Raw genomic sequence first — 21,033 nt, 5'->3', positions numbered from 1 at the left:
GGAGACTCTAGGCCCTCTTCCGGCCGAAACCACGGACCGGATGTACCGGCTCGGTCACCGCGACCGCAAAACGGTGGACGCGTGTGCGGGGTGGGTGAAGGGTAGGTGCACGAAGTGGCGTGGGGGTGTCACCGCGCCTGGACCCACGAGGGGGAACCGGTGGGGGAAGACCCTGACGACGCGCGTCCCGAGGACGCGCCGCCCAAGCTCGACCTGAACAAGCCGGGACCCGGCGACGAGCCGCCCGCCGGTTCCGGCGAGACGGTCATGATCAGACCCGCGCGCGGAGCCACGCCCAGGGACGCGGCGCCCGGGGACGCGGCGCCGAGGGACGCTGTGCCCGGGGACGCTGCCCCTGCGGGCGTCACGCCCGGGGGCGCGGCGCCGAGGGACGCTGTGCCCGGGGACGCTGCCCCTGCGGGCGTCACGCCCGGGGGCGCGGCGCCGAGGGACGCTGTGCCCGGGGACGCCGCGCCTGCGGGCGTCACGCCCGTGGACGCCACGCCCAGGGACGCGGCGCCCCCGGAGGCCACGCCCACGGGGTCCTTCCGGCTGCCCGCCCCGGCCCCCGCGGCCGGCCCGGCGCCCTGGGAGGCCCCGCCGCAGAACGGCGGCTCGACGGGCGCGGCCGCGTCCTCCGGCCCCGCCGACTCCTCGGGCGCGCCCGGTGCGCCCGGTCCCGGCTTCGGTCCCGCCGGCTCCTCCGGCACGTTCGGTGGGCCCGGTCCCGCCGACCCCTCCGGCACGTCCGGATCCGGCTTCGGGCCGCCCCCGGGCGGCTTCGGAGGCGGCTTCGGCGCGGGCGCGGGCGGGCCGTACGGGCACGGGCAGGCGCCCGCCACCGCGCCCGGGTGGGCCGGGGCGGGCACGCTCCCGCCGCCGCCCCCCGCCCCGCCGGGCTTCGGCCCCGGCGGCGGGGGCGGGGGCGGCCAGGGCGAGGCCCGGCCGCTCCAGGCCGTGGCCGTCGGCCTGCTGAACCTCTCGTGCCTCGGGCTCGGCTACGTCCTGCTGCGCCAGTGGATCGGGGCGGCGGTCTGCTGGGCCGCCACGGCGGCGCTGCTGCTGCTCGCGCTCCCGGCGGACGCGGACGGGGTGCCGCTCGGCGTGCTCGTCGGGTACGGGGCCGTGCTGCTCGCCGCCGTCGCCGACGGGGCCCGGCGCGGGCTGCGGGCGCGGATCCCTGCGGGGGCCACGGCCCGGCGCCTGGTGCTGCCGCTCGCCGTCGTGCTGCTGGCCGTGCCGGCCGGTGGCGCCGTCGCCTACGGGTCGGCCCGCGACGAGGCGAAGGAGGAGGCGTTCCAGCAGTCCCTGCTGGCCCGGCTCGACACGGCCGACGCGCTGGTGAAGGCCAAGCGGGGCGTCCGCTTCGACCTCGCCGAGCGCGACTACACCACCGCGCTGGACACGTACGAGAAGCTGGCCCTCGACCACCCGGGCTCCCGGGCCGCGAAGCTGGTGCCGGAGCGCCTGGACGCGTACGTCACGTCGGTGTCCGCGCCGTACCGGGACAAGAAGTACTGCGAGGCGGTGGACCCGCTCAAGCACCTGCGCGGCCTCCCGGACACGGTGGACGCGAAGGTGCTGGGGGGCCGCGCGGACGGCTTCGACGAGCCGCTGGCGCAGTCGCTGTACGAGTGCGGGGCGGGCGAGCTGGGCCGGGAGGCGACGAAGCCCGCCCACGCGTCCTTCACCGAGCTGGCCTCGACGTTCCCGGAGTCGCCGTACGTCGGCAAGGCCGGGAAGCTGGTCGGCGACGGCCTGCGGAAGGCGGCGGCCCCGCTCTCCGACGGCAGCGCGCCCGACCCGTGCCGCACCACCGAGGAGGTGCGGACCCGGCGGTCCGACGTCGCCGCGCTCAAGGGCTACGAGCTGGGCGGGCCGGTCGCGGACGCGGCCCGGGCGGTCCAGAAGGGCGTCTTCTCCTGCGGCACCAAGCAGTTCCGCGACGAGGAGTACTCCGACGCCGTCAAGACGATGGACCAGTACGCCAAGGACTACCCGGACAGCCCGCAGACCGCGCACGCCCGGACGATCTCGATCGCCGCGCAGATCGCGGACCACGAGCCGGCCGCCGGGAAGAAGCTGCCGTCGGCGACGGTGCCGGGCGGCTCCCGGATGCCGATGGTGGTCAGCAACGACGGCAAGGACACCGTCGAACTGCTCTACACCGGCCCGGTCACCGGGAAGATCACCCTCAAGGCGTGCGGCACCTGCACGAACTACGGCGGCATCCGCGGCGCCGTCGACCCGAAGGCCAAGCCCTGCGGCGGCCCGTCCTCGAAGTACCCGAAGGCGACGCTCCAGCTGCCGGCGGGCACGTACCACTTCCTCCAGCGGCGGGCCGGCGGCGGCTTCTCGGCGGCCGGCGAGACCAAGAGCAGCAAGGCCGAGATCGAGCCGGGGTACACCTACACCAACTGCCTGTACGTGACCTCGACCTTCTGACCAGGAGAGGACGGCAGTCAGGAGGGGACGGCAGCCGGGCGGGGACGGCAGCCGGGCGGGGGCGGTGGCCGGGCGGGGGCGGTGGCCGGGCGGGGTCAGTACCCGTCCACGATCCGGTCCACCGCCGCCGCCACCAGCGCGTCCCGCTCCTCCTCCGAGAAGACGTCGGGGAGGGTCAGCCGCTCCACGATCAGCCAGTTCAGGGCGAGGATCAGCAGTTTGACGGAGGTGGCGTCGCCGGGGAGGCCGGAGGACTCGTGGAAGGCCACGTTGGCCTCGACGTCGGCCCGCACCCGCTCGGTCAGGATCGAGCGGAGCGCGGGCCGGCGGGTGGCCTCCAGGCGCAGTTCCAGCAGGGCGAGGTAGCCGGTGCGGAAGGCGGAGACCCGCCCGACCAGCTCGCGCATGATCCGGGTGTACGTCTCCTTGTCCCGGGGCGCGGTCCGGGTCTCCTCCATGGCCGCCTCGTCGGGCCGGAGCCGTTCGTAGACCCGTGCGCCGGCCTGGGTGAGGAGTTCGTCGCGGTTGGCGAAGTAGTTGGAGGCGGTCCCGGTGGGCACGCCCGCCTCGGTGTCCACCGCGCGGAAGGTGAGTCCGCGGGCGCCCTCCCGGGCCAGCACCTCGATCGCGGCGTCCACGAGCGCCGCGCGCCGCCCGTCGTTCCGTCTCGCCATGACACCACTCCGCTCGTAGTACTACGCCTAGACCCCTTTGGGTAGCGTACGCGCCTCCCGCGATGAGTTTCCGCCGCCCGGGCAGTCATGACCGCGGAACACCCGATCGAGGAGGCCCCCCATGACCGCCGGCCCACGCCCCGGGACCCAGCTGCTCAAGGTCCAGAACTTCAGCGTCTCCGCCGACGGAATCGCCGCCGGCGAGGACCAGACGCTGGAACGCCCCTTCGGCCACGTCGACCCGGGCCGGCTCTTCGCCTGGGCGGGAGCCACCGCGAGCTGGCCCAACCGCACCGGCCCCGGCGGCAGCCGCGGGCTCGACGACCACCTGGTCCGCGACTTCCACCACGGCATCGGCGCGGAGATCATGGGCCGCAACAAGTTCGGCCCGGTGCGCGGCCCCTGGCCGGACGAGGAGTGGAAGGGCTGGTGGGGCGAGGAGCCGCCGTTCCACACCCCGGTCTTCGTCCTCACCCACCACCCGCGCCCGTCCTTCACCCTCTCCGACACCACGTTCCACTTCCTCGACGCCGACCCGGTGACGGCCCTGGAGCGCGCGAGGGAGGCCGCCGGCGGCAAGGACGTCCGCCTCGGCGGCGGAGTGACCACGATCCGCGAGTTCCTGGACGCCGGCCTCGTCGACACCCTCCACGTCGCCGTCTCCCCGGTGGAACTCGGCACCGGCCTCAAGCTCTGGGACTCGCCCGAGGAGCTGACCGACCGCTACCACCTGGACGTCGTCCCGAGCCCGAGCGGGGTCACCCACCACCTCTTCTGGCGGAAGTGACCCCGGAGGCGGCCCCGGAAGTGACCCCGTAGGCGGCCCCGGAGGCGGCCCCGCCTCAGGCGGTGCGGCGCAGCACCCGCAGCGAGTCCGTGACCGAGACCTCCTCGAAGTCGCCGGACTCCAGGGCGCGCAGGTAGATCCGGTACGGCGCCTGGCCCCCGTCCGCCGGGTCCGGGAAGACGTCGTGGATCACCAGCAGGCCCCCGGGGGCGACCCTGGGGGCCCAGCCCTCGTAGTCGTTCGTCGCGTGCTCGTCCGTGTGCCCGCCGTCGACGAAGACGAGCCCCAGCTCCCCGCCCCACACCTTCGCCACCTGCGGGCTGCGCCCCACCACCGCGATCACGTGGTCCTCCAGGCCCGCCTTCCGCAGCGTCCGCCGGAAGGTCGGCAGCGTGTCCATCGCGCCGACCTCCGGGTCCACCACCGTCGGGTCGTGGTACTCCCATCCCGGCTGCTGCTCCTCGCTGCCCCGGTGGTGGTCCACCGTCACCGCGACCGTCCCCGCCTCCCGCGCCGCCTCCGCCAGCAGGATCGTGGAGCGCCCGCAGTACGTCCCCACCTCCAGGAGCGGCAGCCCGAGCTTCCCGGCCTCGGCCGCCGCCGCGTACAGCGCCAGGCCCTCCCCGACGGGCATGAAGCCCTTGGCCGCCTCGAAGGCGGCGAGGATCTCGGGACGGGGCTCGGACATGGCGGTCTCCTACTGGCGAGTAGTACGTCGTTACGGGCGCCCATCGTGCCCTACCCGTCGCACTCGAACCACACCGTCTTCCCGTCCCTCCGCTCCTCCACCCCCCACCGGTCCGTCACGCCCTCCACCACCACGAGCCCCCGCCCGCCCTCCGCCGCCGGGTCCGGCACCTTCGCGTGGAGCGCTCCCGCCACCCCGTCCGCGACCTCCACCCGCAGCCCGTACGGCTCCCGCAGGAACAGCACCGAGCAGCGGCGCCCCGGCACGTGCCGCACGACGTTCGCGACCAGCTCGGTCAGCGCCAGTTCGGCGGAATCGGACACCCGGTCGAGTCCCCAACGCGTGAGGAACACGCGCAGGATGCGGCGCATGTGGCGGGCCGAATCCTCACCCACGGTGAAGCCCATCCGGTAGCTGGCCTCAAGTGCCGCAGGATGCAAGTCTGTTGGTTCGTTCATGCCTCCAGAGTGAGCGCAAGTCGTTACGCTCGGCTACGGACTGAACGCAACGCCACGGTGCGTACGCTTTGGGGGGTGACCTCGTCATGGTCAACATCCGCAGCCTCGATCCCAGCGCCTCGCCGCTGGACTACTACGGCTACGAACTCCGCCGGCTGAGAGAAGAAGCCGGGATGAACCAGGCCCAGCTCGGCGACATCCTCTACTGCACCGGCTCGCTCATCGGCCAGATCGAGACCGCGAGAAAGGTCCCGACCAGGGAGTTCTCGGAGCGGCTGGACGCGGCGCTGATGACGGGCGGGTCCTTCTCGCGGCTGATCGGGCTGGTGCTCAAGAGCCAACTGCCGTCGTGGTTCCGTCCGTACGCGGAGATGGAGGCGAAGGCGACGTACCTCTGTTCCTTCCAGGCCCAGCTGGTCGATGGCCTGCTCCAGACAGAGGGGTACGCCCGTGCTCTGATGGGTGCCAGGTTCGAGAGTGACCTCGACGGTCTGGTCGCTGCCCGTATCGAACGCCAGCGGATTCTCGACCGCGAGAACCCGCCCCTGCTCTGGGTCGTCATGAGCGAGGCGGGGCTGCGTCAGGAGATTGGCGGACGGGAGGTGATGCGAGAGCAACTGGCCCACCTGTTGGAGATGCAGGAACGCGAGTGGGTGAACCTCCAGTTGCTCCCGTTCAAGGTGGGCGCGCATGCGGGATCACACGGCTCCTTCAACCTCCTCCGCTTCGACGACGACCCGGATCTGGTCTACACCGAGGACTTTGTGCAGGGGCATATGACCGTGGATTCGGCCGCGTTCAAGGAGGGGTCGCTCCGTTACGATCACCTCCGAGCGGCCGCTCTCTCGGTGGAGGACTCGTCCGCGCTGATCACCCGCGTCATGGAGGAACACTATGGAGACCAACCGGAACCTGGCGGGAGCGAGCTGGCGTAAGTCCTCGTACAGCGCCGACAACGGCGGCCAGTGCATCGAGGTCGCCGACCTCTCCGCCCACATCGCCGTCCGCGACTCCAAGAACCCCGAAGGCCCCGCCTTCCTGGCCACCCCGGCCGCCTTCACGGCCTTCGTGAGTGCCGCCGCCGAGGGTCGCATCGGCCGCTGACCGGCCGTGGCGACCCTCATAGGGATGCTGATCCTCGCCCTCGTCCTGCCGACGTGGGCGGGGATCACGTACGTGGGGCTGGTCCGGGCCCGCCGGGAGAGCGCCGGACTGCCGCCGTCACCGCGCCCACGGCGTACACCGGCCAGGAAGGCCGCCTGGGTGGCCGTCCTCGCCTACCTCCTCGGCGGGGCGCTGCACCTGTACGGGCTCTCGTACATGCCGTTCCTCCAGCCGGAGGACGCCTGCTGGTTCAAGGCGGGACACATGGCGGTGCCGGACTCCAGCAGTGCGCTGCCGGTGAGTCTGGTGTGCGCGGGGGAGGAGATCGTCCCCGTGTGGGTGAACCCGGGGCTGCTCGTGCTCGCGGTCACCGCCGTCGGGGCAACGGCCGCTTCGGTGGTGTCGGCGGTCACCGCCCGTCGAAGAGGTGCGCGAGGGGCGCGGGGGTGAGGCGGAGGGAGTCGAACTCGGTCCGGCAGCCCTCCCCGACGGGCGACTGCGCGACGATCCCGACCCGTACGGGGCCCGGGGCGCCGAGCGTGAACTGCCGCACCAGACTCCACTTCTCCCCGTCCTCGGAGGAGTGGAAGGCGAAGCGCTCGCCGGTGCGGCTGATCCGCAGCCACAGCGCGTCCACGGTGGCCGGGGCGGCGATCGCGTCGTCCGAGCGGCCGCGGGTCACGACGGAGAAGACGCCCGGCGTCCCGTCCGGCGCCCGCTCGAACGTCAGCTTCGCCCAGTGGTCGTCGTCGGCGTGGACGATCAGCGCGCCGGCGTCCCACGCGTCCGCGAACCCGACCCTCAGCCGGGCCGACCACTGCCAGTCGCCCTCCGGCGGCGCGGTCAGGGCGAGCGCCGCGTCCTGGAGCCGTGAGCCGTCGAGGGGGTCGGTGAACAGATCGGTGCGGGGCGCGGCGGTGACGGTCAGGACACCGCCGTCGCCGTCGAAGGCCCAGGACGCGGGCGGGACCACCCAGTCCAGGGAGAGGGGCAGGGCGTCGGTTTCGTAGGACATGGCTCCATGATCGGCCTCCACGGCCCCCGCAGCCGTACCGGCGGCCGAGGATCCAACAACCCGCACGGAAGTCCAAGCCGGTGTCGGACCGCTCTGGCGGCATCCCCGGGCATGAGCCGCCCCGACTCCGACCTGCCGCCCCGACTCCGACCTGCCGCCCCTCGCCCCGCCCGACATCCTCGCCGCCCGGGACGACCTCGCCGCCCGGGACGACCTGGCCGACCGGGTCCGCCGCGAACTGGCCCGCGCCGGACTGCCCGCCCGCAGGGGCGACCGCGACGGCGGCGGCCCGCTCTCCGCCCCCGGGGCGGAGGTCCACGTCGACCGGCTCGCCGACGGCGGGGTTCACGTCGACCGGGCGACGGACGACGAGCTGCGCACCACCGCCCTCGAACTCTTCGCGCGCGGAATCGAATTCGAGGACCCGCCGCCCACGGCGCACCACCACCGCGCCGTCCACGCGCACACGCGGGCCGCCCTGTCGGGCATCCTCGCCTCGGCCGGCTTCGAGGCCGCCGAGCCGGACCCCCACACGTACGGCACCGCCGTGCACGTGAAGGGCCCGTGCACCTGAGCGCGCCGGTCAGCCCCCGGCCAGCACGGCCCGCAGCTTCCGCACCCCCGCCTTCCACTCCTCGCCGCCCGACTCCTCCCACAGCTCCAGGAGTTCGGACGGCTCGGCGAGGACGCGGTCCAGCGCGGCGACGGCCTCCGCGCGCAGCTCCACCGGCAGCTCCCCCAGCGGCTCCTTCGGCCCGTACGAGGTCGTGACCGGCTCCCCGCCGGGGCACTGCGCCGCCACCAGCGCGGCCGCCGCGACGGCCTCGATGGAGAGGTCCGCGTCCAGGTAGTCGTCCCCGGTCCCGGTCACCTCGCGGAAGGCCGCGCGCAGCACGTCCGCCTTCTTCCCCGCCCCGGCCTCGTCCACCGTGTACGAGAAGTCCGCCGCGGCGTCGTTGTCGAACGGTCCGATGTCCCAGGTCCCCATGGCACGCACGCCCTTTCGTGATCATCTCTCCGGATCCCGTGGCTATCGTGGCAGCGCCCACTGACAACACGAGGAGGAGCGACGTGAAGAGCGAGGGGAAGCGGGGGCCCTTATGGCGGCGCGCCCTGCGCGCACCGCGGCGGCGGGACGCGCGGATCGCCGTCGTCGCGGGGCTGGCCGGGGCTCTGCTGGGCACGGGCCTGACGGCCTGGGGGACCGGAGCGTTCGACCGGGAGGCGAAGGCGGCGCCGTGCTGGGGCGCCCTCGGCGACGAGACGCTCAAGGGCCTCTTCGGCGGCGCCCGGTTCGCCGTCGAGGAGCAGAGACTGGTGCAGGGCGAGCGGGAATCGACGCTCGGAACCTGCCGGATCACCGGGCAGGGGGAGCGGCTCCCCGGTGACCAGCTCACCGTCCGCGTCCACCGGCTCGACGGTCTCCGCGGGACGGACGCCCACGACTGGCCCGCCGAGTTCCTCAACCCGTTCATGACTCCGCTCGGGAAGGGCCTTCCGGGCATGGCCTCCACCACGCGCGCGTGGCTGGCGCTGCCCGCCCGCTGTGCGGGCGGCGACGCCGAGGACAGGGACGGCCCGGTGGTCGTCGACCTGTCCAGGGGACCGGCGAACTTCGACGACGACTGGGCTTTTGAAGACGGTGACGCCCGGCGGACCGCGATGGGCCGTGCCGTCATCGAGACGGCGACGATCGTGCTCCGGTACCTGGGCTGTTCCACCACCCTCCCGGCCCCGCCCGCGGCCCTCGGCAACACCGTCGAGGAGGCCCGCGCGGCCGGCGAACCGCTGTGCGGCGTCAAGGGCCTCCATCTGCCCGCGTCGTACGCGAAGAAGCCGCCGCCCGGCCGCTGGAAGCCGTTCGGCGAGCACCGCAGGAGCGGCGACGACGCCCTGATCCGGGTGTGCGACGCGGGTGAGGACCCCAGCCCCCGGCTGCGGCTGACCACCGTCACCCATCCGGGGCTGGTGAACGTCCTCGCCACAAGCGCCCTGAGGGGAGGTGCGAGGGTCACCGACGCCGAGGACAGGGGCTTCGGCTCCGTGAACGCCGCCCGGGCCGCCTACCTGGCCGAGTGTCCGTCCGGTGAGGCGATCTTCCTGGTGGAGCAGTCGGACAACGTCCAGGGCCATCCCTACGACCTCACCGCCGCCCTCCTCCCCGGCTACGTGGCCGCGGAGGCCGAGCGCATCGGCTGCGGCCCGCTGCGCGTCCGGTTCGACGCGGAGGACTGAGACTCAGTCGCCCCGCGCGCGCGAGCGGGCTCGGCACGGCGGCCCACCTGCGGGCCCTGGTGCGCCGCGAGACGGGGCTGTCGCCGTCGGCGTACCGGCACCGCTTCGGCCCGGGCGGGACGTGAGTCCCGGCCCGGGCCGCGGGGGTCGCGCGGATCGTGCGGGTCGTACGGGGGCGCCATGCGGGCGGCGGCGGTCTCAGTGGGAGCGGGCGGTGATGTCGCCGAGGGCGGTGGTGGCGCGGATGGTGAGCTCGGCGCCCTTGCCCTCGGCGTTCCGGAGGGTGTTGACGGCGCGGCCGAGGGCGGTGCCGGCGTCGAGGACGGCGGAGGTGCCGCGGGCGGCGCCGACGGTGATGGACCCGGCCTTGGTGTCGAGCAGGAGGTCCCCGCCGGTCGCCTCGGCGACGGTGAGGTCGCCGCGGGCGGTGGTGAGGGTGGCGGAGCCGTGCAGGCGGTCGATGGTGATGTCGCCGTCCTGGAGGGCGAGGCGGGCGCTCGCGGCCTCGTCGAGCCGGACGGGGCCCCGGGCGGCCTCGAAGGCGACGTCCCCGAGCCGGCCGACGCCCCGCAGCTCGCCGGCGGCGGCCTTCGCGTCGACGGAGGAGCCGGCCGGGAGCTGGACGGTGATCTCGACCGAACCGGTCTGCCCGAAGAGCTGGTTCTTCGGCTCGGGGGCCGAGATCCGCAGGACGCCGCCGTCGAAGGAGACCGAGGTCTGCTCGGCGGCCTTGACGTCGCGGGACTCGGAGGCGTCGGCGGGGCGGATCTCGACGGTCGCGTCGGCGCGGTCGGCGGCGACGAAGCGGAGCCGGCCGGCCGGGAGGGCGACGACGGCGGCGATCGGGGCGGTGGTGGCGAAGGTCTGCATGATGACTGCTCCTGTGGGTGGGGAGTGCGTTCCGTCGGCGTTTCCGACATGGGAAAAGCTACGTTGCTTTCCACTTCTCGGCAACATCTTCGTTGCACTGGAGTGTGATTTACGCAGGTCAGCCCAGCGATTTCATTGCAATGAGTTAAGAATTGACGCAACGGCATATGCCTTGACGTTGCAATGGCTGGATAGTGAACGCTATGCTGGCCCCCTCGCGCACGGAAGCGGCGCACGGAGGAAGGGAATCCGCGATGCCGGGAGGCAGACTCACCCAGCAGGAACGCCAGCAGATCGCGCTGGGACTGGCCGACGGGCTCGCCTACGCGGAGATCGCCCGGCGTCTCGAACGGCCCACCTCCACCGTCACGCGCGAGGTGATGCGCAACGGCGGCCCCACCGCCTACCGCCCCGACCTGGCCCACCGTGCCACCGAGGGCCGCGCCCGCCGGCGCCGGCCCGGCGGTGACGCCGTGCCGGCGGCGCGGGCCGACGGGCGCGACGCGGCGGCCGTGCGGGACTACGAGGAGGCGTTCGCCACCGTCTTCATGCAGAGCGGCCTGCCCCGGATGACGGCCCGCGTCCTCGCCGCCCTCTACGCCACCGACGCGGGCAGCCTCACCGCCGGCGAACTCGGCGAGCGGCTCCAGGTCAGCGCGGGCTCCGTCTCCAAGGCCATCGCCTTCCTGGAGGGCCAGAGCCTCATCCGCCGCGAGCGCGACGACCGGCGCCGGGAGCGCTACATCGTCGACGATGAACTCTGGTACCAGTCGATGATCGCCGCCGCCAAGGCCAACGAGCAGATGGTCGAGATCGCCCGCCAGGGCGTCGCCGTCCTCGGTCCCGGCACCCCGGCCGCCGCCCGCCTGGAGAACGTCGCCCGCTTCATGGACTTCGTCAGCGAGGGGATAGTGCGCGCGGCCGAGCAGGCCCGGGAGATCCTCCTGACGAAGCCGGCGGGCACGGCCCCGGAGGGCGTACCGGGCGGCGCCCCGGAGGGTGCGCCGGACGGCGGCTGACGAGGGCCCGCGAATCCCGGGATCCGCCCCGTATCTGACCTTCCATCAGAATGGAACGTGTTCTAGTCTGCGCGCCATGGGTATCGCCATCACGCACGAACAGCGGGATCTCGCCCGGTCCGTCCGCGCCTGGCTCACCCGCGCCGCACCCCCCGAGGAGCTCCGCCGGTGGCTCGACGCGCCCGAGCCGCCGGCCGGCCGGCCCGGCCACTGGGACGCCGCCGCCGCGCAGGGCCTCCTCGGGATCCACGTGCCCGAGGAGCACGGCGGCGGGGGCGGCGGCCTCGACGACCTCGCCGTGGTCGTCGAGGAGACCGCCCGGGCCCTCCTCCCCGGCCCCTACCTCCCCTCCGTCCTCGCCGCCGAACTCCTCCACCGCGCGGGCCCCGCGGCCCACGGCGCCCTCCTCGCCGACCTCGCCGAAGGACGCCGCGTCGGCGCCGTCGCCCTCGGCGGCCCCGGCACCCTCACCGCCGTGCGCACCCCGGGCGGGTACCTCCTCGACGGCACCGCGCCGCCCGTCCTCGGCGCCGCCCAGGCCGACCTGCTCCTCCTCCAGGCCGCCACCGCCGACGGCACCGTCTGGCTCGCCGTCGACGCGCACGGCCCCGAAGGCCCCGGCCCCGCCGTCCGCGCGCACGCCTCCGCCGACCCCACCCGGCCCACCGCCGAGGTCACCGCCGCCGCCCTGCCCGTGCCGGCCGGCCGGACCCTCGCCCTCGACACCGGTCTCGTCCACGACCTCGCCGCCGTCCTCTTCGCCGCCGACGCCTGCGGCACCGCCGCCCGCGCCGTCGAGACCGCCGCCGAACACGCCCGCACCCGCGAGCAGTTCGGCCGGCCCATCGGACGGTTCCAGGGCGTCAAACACCTCTGCGCCGACATGCTCGTCCGGCTCGAACAGGCCCGCGCCCTCACCTGGGACGCCGCCCGCGCCACCCACGACCCCGCCCGGCCCCTCGTCGCCGCCCTCGCCGCCGCCACCGCCCTCGACGCCGCCCACACCACCGCCAAGGACTGCGTCCAGATCCTCGGCGGCATCGGCTTCACCTGGGAGCACGACGCCCACCTCCTGCTCCGCCGCGCCCTCGTCGCCCGCCAGCTCCTCGGCACCGGCGACCGCTTCCGGCTCGACGCCCTCCGGCACGCCGCCACCGGACAGCGCCGCGCGCTCCGCCTCGACCTGCCGCCCGCCGCCGAGCCCTACCGCGCCGCCGCCCGCGAAGCCGTCGCCGCCGCCGCCGGACTCGACCCCGCCGCAGCCCGCCGCGCCCTCGCCCCCACCGGCTACGCCGCCCCGCATCTCCCGGAGCCGTACGGCCTCGGCGCCGGACCGCTCCAGCAGCTCGCCGTCCAGCGCGAACTCGACGACGCCGGCGTCACCATCGCCGGACTCGGCATCGCCACCTGGGTCGTCCCCTCCCTCCTCGCCCACGGCAGCCCCGCCCAGCAGGCGCACCACCTCGGGCCCACCCTCCGCGGCGAGCGGCGCTGGTGCCAGCTCTTCTCCGAGCCCGGCGCCGGCTCCGACCTCGCCTCCCTGCGCACCCGCGCCGAGCGCACCGAGGACGGCGGCTGGCGGATCACCGGCCAGAAGGTGTGGACGAGCGCCGCCCAGTGGGCCGACTACGGCATCCTGCTCGCCCGCACCGACCCCGCCGCCCCCAAGCACCGGGGCCTCACGTACTTCCTCGTCGACATGCGGAACACCCCCGGCATCGACATCCGGCCCCTCAAGGAGATCACCGGCGACTCCCTCTTCAACGAGGTCTGGTTCGACGGCGCCGTCCTCCCCGCCGACGCCGTCGTCGGCGAGGTGGACGACGGCTGGCGGGTCGCCCGCACCACCCTCGGCAACGAACGCGTCCACATGGCCGACCAGGTCGTCTTCGACACCGGCCTCGAAGCGCTCATCAAGGCCTCGGCCGAGGCCGACGGCTCCGTCCGCGCCCGCACCGGCGCCCTCCTCGCCGAAGCCCACGCCCTCGCCTGCATCGGCCTGCGCACCACCCTCCTCCAGGTGTCCGGCCTCGAACCCGGCGCGGGCGCCAGCGTCCGCAAGCTCGTCCAGACGCTCCACCAGCAGAAGACCGCCGAACTCGCCCTCGAACTCCTCGGCCCCGACGGCGCGGTCCGCGAGGGGGCCGGCACCTCGGCCGTCCACGGCTTCCTCATGTCCCGCTGTCTGACCATCGCGGGCGGCACCACCCAGGTACAGCTCAACGTCGTCGCCGAGCGGCTGCTCGGCCTCCCCAGGGACTGAGAGGGCACGCCATGAAGCACGCTGGGAAGTCGTACGTCGTCGGCGTCGGCATGACGAAGTTCGAGAAGCCCGAGACCCGCGACTGGCAGTACTGGGACATGGCCCGCGAGGCCGGCACCGCCGCCCTCGCCGACGCCGGGATCCCCTACGAGAAGGTCCAGCAGGCCGCCGTCGGTTACTGCTTCCAGGCCTCCACCGCGGGCCAGCGCGCCGTCTACGAACTCGGCCTCACCGGCCTGCCCGTCTACAACCTCAACAACAACTGCGCCACCGGCTCCACCGCCCTCATGACCGCCCGGCAGCTCGTCGAGGGCGGCACCGCCGACTGCGTCCTCGCCCTCGGCTTCGAGAAGATGAGCAGGGGCTCGCTGGGCGGCGGCAGCGGCGCCGGGGACTTCGCGACCTCGCCCGTCGCCCGCCACTACGGCATCATGGCCGCCGCCCACGGCTTCGAGGCCTCCCCGCCCACCGCCCAGATCTTCGGCAACGCCGCCCGCGAGCACATGGAGCGTTACGGCACCACCGAGGCGCAGCTCGCAGCCGTCGCCGCCAAGAACCACCTGCACTCCTCCCGCAACCCCCACGCCCAGTTCCAGGACGCCTACACCGTCGACGAGGTCCTCGCCTCCCGGACCGTCCACCGGCCCCTCACCAAGCTCCAGTGCTCGCCCACCTCCGACGGCGCCGCCGCCGCCCTCGTCGTCTCCGCGCGCTTCGCCGCCGAACACGGTCTGGAGGGACGGGCCGTGGAGATCGCCGGCCAGGCCATGACCACCGACACCGGCGATTCCTTCGCCTCCGGCTCCTGCATCGACGCCGTCGGCCGCCCCATGTCGCGGGAGGCCGCCCGGCAGGCGTACGAGAGCTCCGGACTCGGCATCGAGGACGTCGACGTCATCGAGCTCCACGACTGCTTCTCCGTCAACGAACTCCTCACCTACGAAGCCCTCGGCATGTGCGAGGACGGCGCCTCCGGCAAGCTCGTCGAGTCCGGCGCCACCACCTACGGCGGCCGGTGGGTGGTCAACCCCTCCGGCGGCCTCATCTCCAAGGGCCACCCCCTCGGCGCCACCGGCCTCGCCCAGGCCGCCGAACTGGTCTGGCAGCTCCGCGGCGAGGCCGCCGGCCGCCAGGTCGTCGGCGCCCGCGTCGGCCTCGCCCACAACATCGGCCTCGGCGGCGCGGCGGTCGTCACCCTCCTGCGCAGGCCGTAGAAGTCCGCCGCGGGTCGTAGGACCTTCTTCCCCCGGAACAGGTCCTTTCCCCGCATGTACGGGGCGGAGCCGGTCTGCGACCATGACAGCCATGCCGCAGACCGACTCCGCCACCGGATCCGCCTCGACCCGCCCCTCCATACCCGCCGCCCGCCCCTGGCTCGTCGTCCTCGTCGCCTGCGCCGGGCAGTTCCTCGTCGTCCTCGACGTCTCGGTCATGAACGTGGCCCTGCCCTCCATGAAGGCCGACCTCGGCCTCGGCACCCTCGGCCTCCAGTGGGTGCTCAACGCCTACTCGATCGCCTTCGCCGGCTTCATGCTGCTCGGCGGGCGGGCGGCCGACCTGTACGGGCGCAAGACGATGTTCCTGGCGGGCCTCGGGCTCTTCACCGCCGCCTCGGTCATCGGCGGCATCGCCCCCGAGGGCGCCTACCTCATCGGCGCCCGTGCCGCGCAGGGCCTCGGCGCGGCGGCGCTCTCCCCGGCCACCCTCACCCTCGTCACCTCCGCCGTCCCCGCCGGCGCCGCCCGCACCCGGGCCATCGCCACCTGGACGGCCGTCGGCGCGGCCGGCGGCGCGGCGGGCGGCTTCGTCGGCGGCCTCCTCGTCGACCTGCTCGACTGGCGCTGGGTCCTCCTCGTCAACGTCCCCCTCGGCATCGCCCTCCTCGCCGCCGCCGCCTTCGGCCTCCGCGAGGCCCGCTCCACCACCGGCCGCCGCCTCGACCTGCCCGGCGCCGTCCTCGTCACCGCCGGCCTCGCCACCCTCGCGTACGGCATCGTGCAGACCGAGATGGCCGGCTGGACCTCCGCCGCGACCCTCCTGCCGCTCCTCGGCGGCCTCGCGCTCCTCGCCGCCTTCACCGCCGTCGAGAAGCGCACCGGGGAACCCCTCGTCCCGCTCGGCATCTTCCGCAACCGGGCCGTGTCCGCGGCCAACGCCGGGATCATGCTGTGCGGCGCCAGCTCCTTCGCCATGTGGTTCTTCATGACGGTCTACGCCCAGAACGTCCTCGGCTACACCCCGCTCCAGGCCGGACTCGCGCTCGTCCCCAGCTCGCTCGCCGTCCTCGTCGGCTCCAAGACCGCGCCCCGCCTGATGGCCGTCACCGGCGCCCGCGCCCTCGCCGTCACCGGCGTCCTCGTCGCCGCCGCGGGCTTCGCCTGGCAGTCCACCATGACCGCCGACGGGACCTTCCTCACCACCATCCTCGGCCCCGGCATCCTCATGATGGGCGGCATCGGCCTCGCCACCACCCCGCTGGCCACCCTCGCCACCTCCGGAGCCGCCCCCGGCGACGCGGGCCTCGTCTCCGGCCTGGTCAACACCTCCCGCACCATGGGCGGCGCCCTCGGCCTCGCCACCCTGACGACGGTGGCGGCCTCCGCCACCCCCTCGTCCGTCTCCTTCGGCGAACCGGACCCCTCGCACCTGGTCCCCGGCTACGCCATGGCCTTCCGCGTCTCGGCCGGCGTCCTCCTCTTCGCGGCCGTCCTGATGACCGTCTGGCTGCCGCGCCCGGCACGGAAGGGCTAGAGCCAGCCCTGCTGCCGGGCGGCCCGGGCCGCCTCCATGCGGTTGCGGGTACCGGTCTTCCCGATCGCGGACGACAGGTAGTTCCGCACCGTCGACTCCGACAGGTGCAGCCGCCCCGCGATGTCGGCGATCGTCGCGCCGTCCACCGCCGCCGCCAGGGCCTCGCGCTCACGGGCCGTCAGCGGGTTCGGCCCCGCGCCGAGCGCGGCGGCGGCGAGCGCCGGATCGATCACGGTCTCGCCGCGCAGCACCGTGCGGACCGCCTCCGCCAGCTCCTCCACCGGCCCGTCCTTCACCAGGAACCCGGCCGCCCCCGCCTCCATCGCCCGCCGCAGGTACCCCGGCCGGCCGAAGGTCGTCAGGATCAGCACCCGGCAGTCCGGCACCTCGTCCCGCAGCTCCGCCGCCGCGTCCAGACCCGACCGCCCCGGCAGCTCGATGTCCAGCAGCGCCACGTCCGGCCGCGCCACCAGCGCCCGGTCCACGATCTCGTCGCCCCGCCCGACCTGGGCGACGACCTCGATGTCCGGCTCCATCCCCAGCAACAGCGCGAGCGCCCCGCGCATCATCCCCTGGTCCTCGGCGAGGAGGACACGGATGGACTTGACCGGCCGGTGGTCCCGCGGCATCTCGTTCACACCCGGAAGCGTAGGCCGGGCGGCCCTCCTCCGCGGGCTGACGTCACCGGTCGCCCGGAGCGTCCGCCCCGGGCGCCTCCGGGAGTTCCGCCGTCAGGCGGAAGCCGCCGCCCGGCGCCCCGGCCGTCGTGAGGGTGCCGCCCGCCGCCGCGAGCCGTTCGGCCAGGCCGCGCAGGCCGCTGCCGGAGGGGCCCCCGGCGGCCGCGCCCCGGCCGTTGTCGGTGACGGTCAGACGGACCCGCTCCGGGGCGCTCGACACCACGATCTCGCAGCGCGTGGCGGCCGCGTGCCGGACCACGTTCGTCGCCGCCTCCCGCACCACCCAGCCGAGCAGCGCCTCCGCCGCCGGGTCGAGCGGCGGGCCCGAGCGGCGCACCACCGGCTCCACGTCCGCCGAGGCCAGCACGTCGCGCGCCCGGTCCAGCTCGGTGCCGAGACCGCCCTCGCGGTAGCCGGTCACCGCCTCCCGGATCTCGGCGAGCGCCTGCCGGCCCACCGCCTCGATGTCCGTGATCTGCCCGAGCGCCCCGTCCAGGTCGCGCGGCGCGAGCCGCCGCGCCGCCTCCGACTTCACCACGATCACCGACAGGGTGTGGCCGAGCAGGTCGTGCAGGTCGCGCGAGAAGCGCAGCCGCTCCCGCTCCACCGCCGCCCGGGCCAGCTCCTCGCGGGTCCCCCGCAGTTCCCGCACCGTGTCGTTCAGCGCGAGGATCGCCGCCGTCACCATGACCGAGACGAAGGTGCCGTACACGATCCCGACCGAGTCCCAGCCGTCCCGCCAGAAGGTGACGAGCCCGACCGCCGCGACCAGCGGGAGGACGATGCCCCGGAGCTGGTTGCGGCCCCGGACCACGGTGCCCACCGCCAGGCCGAGGAGCGGGAAGAGCAGCAGCCACTCGCGGCCGTAGCCGACCGCCAGGGCGAAGGTGACGGCGGCGAGCGCGCCGAGCAGCGTCCAGGTGGCCGGGGTGTCGCGGTGGGTGGGGGCGAAGGACCGGAAGACGACCGCGATGTAGAGGGTGTTGAAGGTCAGCAGGCCGAGCCCGCCCAGCCACGGGTTGGCCGCCTCGCCGCTGATCAGGTGGGAGAGCGCGCCGAGGCCCATGAGCGTCCACGGCAGCAGGCTGAGGCCGTTCGGCCCCCGCTCCTCCCGTGGGTCGCACCGCTCGCGCCGTCTGATCCTCATCCCGACCACCCCTGTCAGACCGTCCGTGCGGAACGACGGTACGAGACCGCCGCGTACGTCCCGAAGAGGACCGCCCAGCCGGCCAGCGGCACCATGGCCGCCGTCCCCGGCACCCGCCCCTCGGCGAGCGCCCGGGCCGCCTCGGCGAAGCGGTACGTCGGGGTCCAGGAGGCGACGGACGCCAGCCAGCGCGGGAAGAGCTCCACCGGGAACCACAGGCCGCCGACGACGGCGAGCCCGAGGTTGCACGCCACGTTCACCGCGCCGGTCGCCTGCGGCGTGAGCCGGTAGCCGTTGCCCAGGCCGAGCAGGGTGAAGGGCAGCGAGCCCAGCCAGAGCGCGAGCGCCACCGCCACCCACTGGAGCGGCGGCATCCGCACGCCGTTGACCAGGCCGCCGGCCAGCAGCACCGCCGCGATCGACGGCAGCACCACCACCGCGCCGGTCAGGGCCCGCCCGGTGACCACCCGGCGCGGGGTCATCGGGGTGATCCGCAGCTGGCGCAGCCAGCCGTTGGACTTGTCCTCGGCGACCCCGCCGCCGAGCGAGAGGGCCGCGCCGAGCGCGCCGTACGCGGCCATGCCCACCATGGCGGCCGTCCGGTAGGCGGGGTCGTCCTGCCCGCTGAGGTTGGTGAAGAGCAGGTACATCATCACGGGGACGCCGAGGGTGGAGATGACGAACCCCTGGTCGCGCAGGGTCCGGCGGATCTCCAGGCGGGCGTAGGCGGTCGTGGTGGAGAGCGCGGTGCTCATCGGATCGGCTCCCTTTCCGGTGCGGTGGCGTGCGCGGTGTCCTGCGCGGCGGGGTGTGCGGTGTCCTGCGCGGCGGGGTGTGCGGTGTCCTGCGCCCGGTGGGCGTCGCGGGCCCGGGTGAGGGTGAGGAAGGCGTCGTTCAGGGTGAGCGGGGCGACCTCCACGCCCCGGATCGCGTCCCGCGCGGCCAGGGCCCGCACGGTCGCGTCGGGGTCGTCGGTGCGGAGCCGGGCGCGGTCGCCGCGGAGCTCCACCGCCGTCACCCCGGGCAGTCCGGCGAGGAAGGCCGCGGGGGCGCCGCCCAGGTCGACGGCGACGAGCGCCCCGCCGGCCGACCGCTTCAGCTCCTCGGCCGTGCCGTCGGCGACGATCCGGCCGGCGTCGACGACGACGATCCGGTCGGCGAAGGAGTCGGCCTCCTCCAGGTAGTGGGTGGAGAACAGGACGGTGTTGCCCCGCCGGGCGTAGCCCCGCATCGCCGCCCAGAACTCGCCGCGCGCCTCGACGTCGAGGGCGGAGGTCGGCTCGTCCAGGACGATCAGCTCCGGATGGCCCGCCAGCGCGACGGCGAACCGGACCCGCTGGGCCTGGCCGCCGGAGAGGCGGTCGATCCGGCGGTCGGCGAGGGCGGTGAGCCCGGCGAGGGAGAGGGCGTCGGCGAGCGGCATCGGCGCCGGGTAGGCGGAGGCGACGAAGCCGACCAGCTCGCGGACGGTGACGCGGGGGACCGGGCGGCCCTCCTGGAGCATCGCCCCGACCCGGCCCGAGGCGACGGCCCGGTCCGGCTCCCCGCCGAAGAGCGCGACCCGGCCGCTGTCGGGGGTGTCGAGGCCGAGGAGCAGGTGGAGCGCGGTCGACTTCCCGGCGCCGTTGCGCCCCAGCAGGGCCACCGTCTCGCCGCGCCGGACCGTGAGGTCCAGGCCGTCGGCCGCGCGGACGGAGCCGTACGCCTTGGTGACCGTTTCGAAGACGGCCGCGGGTTCCTTCGTCATGCCCCGAAGGTACGGAGCGGGGAGCCCGCCCCGGCAGGCCGCGGCGTACCGGCCTGACGGTGACAAATGTCCTGGGTGGCAGCGGACTTCGCCTGAACTGACGTACCGTCAGGAGTGTGGCGTACGAGGGTTCCCAACGCCCCGCCCCTCCGCTATACATGGGGGACACCGAACTGGAACGCGTTCTACATCGACGCGTACGGAACGGTTCCCGCACGGCCTCGGCGTGACCGACGGTGCGGACGGTCGCGCCGAGGTCTTCCACTCCAAGGACCTCCAAGGAGCAGCAAGTCGATGCCCATTGACCCCGCCGAGGCCCTCGCCGCCGAACCCCGCAGCGCCGAGATCGCCTGGGACCACAAGGACGTCCAGCTCTACCACCTCGGCCTCGGCGCGGGCAGCCCCGCCACCGACCCGGCCGAGCTGCGCTACACCCTCGAATCCCGGCTCCACGTGCTGCCCAGCTTCGCCACCGTCGCCGGCGCCGGCATGGGGGTCGTCGGCGGACTGTCCGCCCCCGGCATCGACATCGACCTCGCCGCCGTCCTCCACGGCGGCCAGTCGGTCACCCTCCACCGCCCGCTGCCCACCGGCGGCCGGGCCGTCTCCACCTCTCGCGTCGCCGCCGTCTACGACAAGGGCAAGGCCGCGATCCTCGTGCTGCGCTCCGAGGCCGCCGACGACGAGGGCCCGCTGTGGACCTCCGACGCCCAGATCTTCGTCCGCGGCGAGGGCGGCTGGGGCGGCGACCGCGGCCCCTCCGAGCGCCTGGAGCTCCCCGCACGCGAACCGGACAAGACCGTCGAGCGCCCGATCCGCGAGGAGCAGGCCCTGCTCTACCGCCTCTCCGGCGACTGGAACCCGCTCCACGCCGACCCCGAGTTCGCCGCGCTGGCCGGCTTCGACCGCCCGATCCTGCACGGCCTGTGCTCGTACGGCATGACCCTCAAGGCGGTGGTGGACACGGTGCTCGGCGGCGACGTCACCCGGGTCCGCGCCTACCGCACCCGCTTCGCCGGGATCGTCTTCCCCGGCGAGACCCTGCGCGTCCGGATGTGGGCCGGGGACGGCCGCGTCCAGGTGGCGGTGACGGCCGTGGAGCGCGACGACGCGCCGGTCCTCGCCGACACCCTCGTCGAACACTCGTAGACCC

General features: G+C 74.6%; 21 protein-coding genes and 1 pseudogene. 12 read left to right on the top strand and 10 right to left on the bottom strand.

Going from position 1 to position 21,033, the window contains the following annotated elements; translation table 11 throughout:
* The first annotated feature begins 492 nt into the window (after positions 1-492).
* On the top strand, positions 493-2,445 hold the full coding sequence (locus ACF1ED_RS13215) for a hypothetical protein (protein ID WP_391759655.1): 1,953 nt from the start codon (positions 493-495) through the stop codon (positions 2,443-2,445).
* 95 nt (positions 2,446-2,540) lie between these two features.
* Here the strand turns inward: ACF1ED_RS13215 and ACF1ED_RS13210 are convergent, their stop codons facing one another.
* Positions 2,541-3,119, bottom strand: coding sequence for a TetR/AcrR family transcriptional regulator (locus ACF1ED_RS13210; RefSeq protein WP_391759653.1), 579 nt, complete (start codon positions 3,117-3,119; stop codon positions 2,541-2,543).
* A 121-nt stretch (positions 3,120-3,240) separates the two neighbouring features.
* On the opposite strand from ACF1ED_RS13210, the gene ACF1ED_RS13205 reads away from it, so the two are divergent.
* On the top strand, positions 3,241-3,906 hold the full coding sequence (locus tag ACF1ED_RS13205) for a dihydrofolate reductase family protein (protein WP_391759651.1): 666 nt from the start codon (positions 3,241-3,243) through the stop codon (positions 3,904-3,906).
* 55 nt (positions 3,907-3,961) lie between these two features.
* Here ACF1ED_RS13205 and ACF1ED_RS13200 read toward each other — a convergent pair whose 3' ends face one another.
* Together ACF1ED_RS13200 and ACF1ED_RS13195 are read right to left on the bottom strand one after the other, a co-directional pair.
* On the bottom strand, positions 3,962-4,594 hold the full coding sequence (locus ACF1ED_RS13200; RefSeq protein ID WP_391759649.1) for a class I SAM-dependent methyltransferase: 633 nt from the start codon (positions 4,592-4,594) through the stop codon (positions 3,962-3,964).
* Positions 4,595-4,644: 50 nt separating this feature from the next.
* On the bottom strand, positions 4,645-4,965 hold the full coding sequence (locus ACF1ED_RS13195; RefSeq protein WP_391759647.1) for an ATP-binding protein: 321 nt from the start codon (positions 4,963-4,965) through the stop codon (positions 4,645-4,647).
* Positions 4,966-5,138: 173 nt separating this feature from the next.
* Between ACF1ED_RS13195 and ACF1ED_RS13190 the strand changes: the two genes are divergently transcribed.
* Genes ACF1ED_RS13190 through ACF1ED_RS13180 form a run of 3 tightly spaced genes read left to right on the top strand, consistent with a single transcriptional unit; the run spans position 5,139 to position 6,606 of the window.
* Entirely contained in the window at positions 5,139-5,987 is an 849-nt protein-coding gene (locus tag ACF1ED_RS13190) for a Scr1 family TA system antitoxin-like transcriptional regulator (protein WP_391759645.1), read from the top strand.
* Complete coding sequence (locus tag ACF1ED_RS13185) at positions 5,947-6,156, top strand: DUF397 domain-containing protein (protein ID WP_391759643.1); 210 nt, start codon at positions 5,947-5,949, stop codon at positions 6,154-6,156. Before ACF1ED_RS13190 ends, ACF1ED_RS13185 begins: the two co-directional genes overlap by 41 nt.
* Positions 6,157-6,180: 24 nt before the next feature.
* The gene (locus ACF1ED_RS13180; RefSeq protein WP_391759641.1) at positions 6,181-6,606 is read left to right on the top strand and encodes a hypothetical protein; all 426 of its coding nucleotides are present in this window, start codon (positions 6,181-6,183) and stop codon (positions 6,604-6,606) included.
* On the opposite strand, the gene ACF1ED_RS13175 is transcribed toward ACF1ED_RS13180, so the two are convergent.
* Positions 6,566-7,171: a DUF1349 domain-containing protein gene (locus tag ACF1ED_RS13175; RefSeq protein ID WP_391759639.1), complete on the bottom strand. Its 606-nt coding sequence runs from the start codon at positions 7,169-7,171 to the stop codon at positions 6,566-6,568. The two genes, ACF1ED_RS13180 and ACF1ED_RS13175, sit on opposite strands and share 41 nt — an antisense overlap.
* A 583-nt stretch (positions 7,172-7,754) precedes the next feature.
* On the bottom strand, positions 7,755-8,159 hold the full coding sequence (locus tag ACF1ED_RS13170; RefSeq protein ID WP_391759637.1) for a DUF4259 domain-containing protein: 405 nt from the start codon (positions 8,157-8,159) through the stop codon (positions 7,755-7,757).
* Positions 8,160-8,242: 83 nt separating this feature from the next.
* Here ACF1ED_RS13170 and ACF1ED_RS13165 point away from each other — a divergent pair, with 83 nt between their 5' ends.
* Complete coding sequence (locus ACF1ED_RS13165) at positions 8,243-9,406, top strand: hypothetical protein (RefSeq protein ID WP_391759635.1); 1,164 nt, start codon at positions 8,243-8,245, stop codon at positions 9,404-9,406.
* A pseudogene (locus ACF1ED_RS13160) lies at positions 9,364-9,531 on the top strand (AraC family transcriptional regulator); the annotation flags it as partial. The gene ACF1ED_RS13165 and the pseudogene ACF1ED_RS13160, both read left to right, overlap by 43 nt.
* Positions 9,532-9,604: 73 nt before the next feature.
* On the opposite strand, the gene ACF1ED_RS13155 reads toward ACF1ED_RS13160, so the two are convergent.
* The gene (locus ACF1ED_RS13155; protein ID WP_391759633.1) at positions 9,605-10,276 is read right to left on the bottom strand and encodes a DUF4097 family beta strand repeat-containing protein; all 672 of its coding nucleotides are present in this window, start codon (positions 10,274-10,276) and stop codon (positions 9,605-9,607) included.
* 254 nt (positions 10,277-10,530) lie between these two features.
* Here ACF1ED_RS13155 and ACF1ED_RS13150 point away from each other — a divergent pair, with 254 nt between their 5' ends.
* The 4 genes from ACF1ED_RS13150 (at position 10,531) to ACF1ED_RS13135 (ending at position 16,309) form a co-directional block, all read left to right on the top strand.
* Entirely contained in the window at positions 10,531-11,295 is a 765-nt protein-coding gene (locus ACF1ED_RS13150) for a MarR family transcriptional regulator (protein WP_391759631.1), read from the top strand.
* Positions 11,296-11,371: 76 nt separating this feature from the next.
* Positions 11,372-13,558 (top strand): acyl-CoA dehydrogenase, encoded by a 2,187-nt coding sequence (locus ACF1ED_RS13145; RefSeq protein ID WP_391759629.1) that lies wholly within the window; start codon positions 11,372-11,374, stop codon positions 13,556-13,558.
* Positions 13,559-13,569: 11 nt separating this feature from the next.
* Positions 13,570-14,772 carry a lipid-transfer protein gene (locus tag ACF1ED_RS13140; protein ID WP_391759627.1) on the top strand — a complete coding sequence of 401 codons (1,203 nt, stop codon included), beginning with the start codon at positions 13,570-13,572 and terminating at the stop codon, positions 14,770-14,772.
* An 82-nt stretch (positions 14,773-14,854) separates the two neighbouring features.
* Positions 14,855-16,309 carry an MFS transporter gene (locus tag ACF1ED_RS13135; protein WP_391759625.1) on the top strand — a complete coding sequence of 485 codons (1,455 nt, stop codon included), beginning with the start codon at positions 14,855-14,857 and terminating at the stop codon, positions 16,307-16,309.
* Here ACF1ED_RS13135 and ACF1ED_RS13130 read toward each other — a convergent pair.
* Genes ACF1ED_RS13130 through ACF1ED_RS13115 form a run of 4 tightly spaced genes read right to left on the bottom strand, consistent with a single transcriptional unit; the run spans position 16,306 to position 19,880 of the window.
* Entirely contained in the window at positions 16,306-16,938 is a 633-nt protein-coding gene (locus ACF1ED_RS13130) for a response regulator (RefSeq protein WP_391759780.1), read from the bottom strand. The genes ACF1ED_RS13135 and ACF1ED_RS13130 overlap by 4 nt on opposite strands.
* A 52-nt stretch (positions 16,939-16,990) precedes the next feature.
* Positions 16,991-18,133 (bottom strand): sensor histidine kinase, encoded by a 1,143-nt coding sequence (locus ACF1ED_RS13125; protein WP_391759623.1) that lies wholly within the window; start codon positions 18,131-18,133, stop codon positions 16,991-16,993.
* 14 nt (positions 18,134-18,147) lie between these two features.
* Complete coding sequence (locus tag ACF1ED_RS13120; protein WP_391759621.1) at positions 18,148-18,888, bottom strand: ABC transporter permease; 741 nt, start codon at positions 18,886-18,888, stop codon at positions 18,148-18,150.
* Complete coding sequence (locus ACF1ED_RS13115) at positions 18,885-19,880, bottom strand: ATP-binding cassette domain-containing protein (RefSeq protein WP_391759619.1); 996 nt, start codon at positions 19,878-19,880, stop codon at positions 18,885-18,887. The genes ACF1ED_RS13120 and ACF1ED_RS13115 overlap by 4 nt, the downstream gene beginning before the upstream one ends.
* 294 nt (positions 19,881-20,174) lie before the next feature.
* Between ACF1ED_RS13115 and ACF1ED_RS13110 the strand changes: the two genes are divergently transcribed.
* Complete coding sequence (locus tag ACF1ED_RS13110; RefSeq protein WP_391759617.1) at positions 20,175-21,029, top strand: MaoC/PaaZ C-terminal domain-containing protein; 855 nt, start codon at positions 20,175-20,177, stop codon at positions 21,027-21,029.
* The last annotated feature ends 4 nt before the right edge of the window (positions 21,030-21,033 follow it).

Origin of the sequence: Streptomyces sp. NPDC014656, assembly GCF_043084305.1 — a bacterium.
GTDB lineage: Bacteria > Actinomycetota > Actinomycetes > Streptomycetales > Streptomycetaceae > Streptomyces.
This window is presented reverse-complemented; position numbering and strand designations above follow the sequence as displayed.

What these genes read in the sequence shown, in the direction of transcription:
- ACF1ED_RS13210 (WP_391759653.1), bottom strand. Translation starts at nt 3,119, where the DNA reads ATGGCGAGACGGAACGACGGGCGGCGCGCGGCGCTCGTGGACGCCGCG.
- ACF1ED_RS13205 (WP_391759651.1), top strand. Translation starts at nt 3,241, where the DNA reads ATGACCGCCGGCCCACGCCCCGGGACCCAGCTGCTCAAGGTCCAGAAC.
- ACF1ED_RS13200 (WP_391759649.1), bottom strand. Translation starts at nt 4,594, where the DNA reads ATGTCCGAGCCCCGTCCCGAGATCCTCGCCGCCTTCGAGGCGGCCAAG.
- ACF1ED_RS13195 (WP_391759647.1), bottom strand. Translation starts at nt 4,965, where the DNA reads ATGCGCCGCATCCTGCGCGTGTTCCTCACGCGTTGGGGACTCGACCGG.
- ACF1ED_RS13190 (WP_391759645.1), top strand. Translation starts at nt 5,139, where the DNA reads ATGGTCAACATCCGCAGCCTCGATCCCAGCGCCTCGCCGCTGGACTAC.
- ACF1ED_RS13185 (WP_391759643.1), top strand. Translation starts at nt 5,947, where the DNA reads ATGGAGACCAACCGGAACCTGGCGGGAGCGAGCTGGCGTAAGTCCTCG.
- ACF1ED_RS13180 (WP_391759641.1), top strand. Translation starts at nt 6,181, where the DNA reads ATGCTGATCCTCGCCCTCGTCCTGCCGACGTGGGCGGGGATCACGTAC.
- ACF1ED_RS13175 (WP_391759639.1), bottom strand. Translation starts at nt 7,171, where the DNA reads ATGTCCTACGAAACCGACGCCCTGCCCCTCTCCCTGGACTGGGTGGTC.
- ACF1ED_RS13170 (WP_391759637.1), bottom strand. Translation starts at nt 8,159, where the DNA reads ATGGGGACCTGGGACATCGGACCGTTCGACAACGACGCCGCGGCGGAC.
- ACF1ED_RS13155 (WP_391759633.1), bottom strand. Translation starts at nt 10,276, where the DNA reads ATGCAGACCTTCGCCACCACCGCCCCGATCGCCGCCGTCGTCGCCCTC.
- ACF1ED_RS13150 (WP_391759631.1), top strand. Translation starts at nt 10,531, where the DNA reads ATGCCGGGAGGCAGACTCACCCAGCAGGAACGCCAGCAGATCGCGCTG.
- ACF1ED_RS13145 (WP_391759629.1), top strand. Translation starts at nt 11,372, where the DNA reads ATGGGTATCGCCATCACGCACGAACAGCGGGATCTCGCCCGGTCCGTC.
- ACF1ED_RS13140 (WP_391759627.1), top strand. Translation starts at nt 13,570, where the DNA reads ATGAAGCACGCTGGGAAGTCGTACGTCGTCGGCGTCGGCATGACGAAG.
- ACF1ED_RS13135 (WP_391759625.1), top strand. Translation starts at nt 14,855, where the DNA reads ATGACAGCCATGCCGCAGACCGACTCCGCCACCGGATCCGCCTCGACC.
- ACF1ED_RS13130 (WP_391759780.1), bottom strand. Translation starts at nt 16,938, where the DNA reads ATGCCGCGGGACCACCGGCCGGTCAAGTCCATCCGTGTCCTCCTCGCC.
- ACF1ED_RS13125 (WP_391759623.1), bottom strand. Translation starts at nt 18,133, where the DNA reads ATGAGGATCAGACGGCGCGAGCGGTGCGACCCACGGGAGGAGCGGGGG.
- ACF1ED_RS13120 (WP_391759621.1), bottom strand. Translation starts at nt 18,888, where the DNA reads ATGAGCACCGCGCTCTCCACCACGACCGCCTACGCCCGCCTGGAGATC.
- ACF1ED_RS13115 (WP_391759619.1), bottom strand. Translation starts at nt 19,880, where the DNA reads ATGACGAAGGAACCCGCGGCCGTCTTCGAAACGGTCACCAAGGCGTAC.
- ACF1ED_RS13110 (WP_391759617.1), top strand. Translation starts at nt 20,175, where the DNA reads ATGCCCATTGACCCCGCCGAGGCCCTCGCCGCCGAACCCCGCAGCGCC.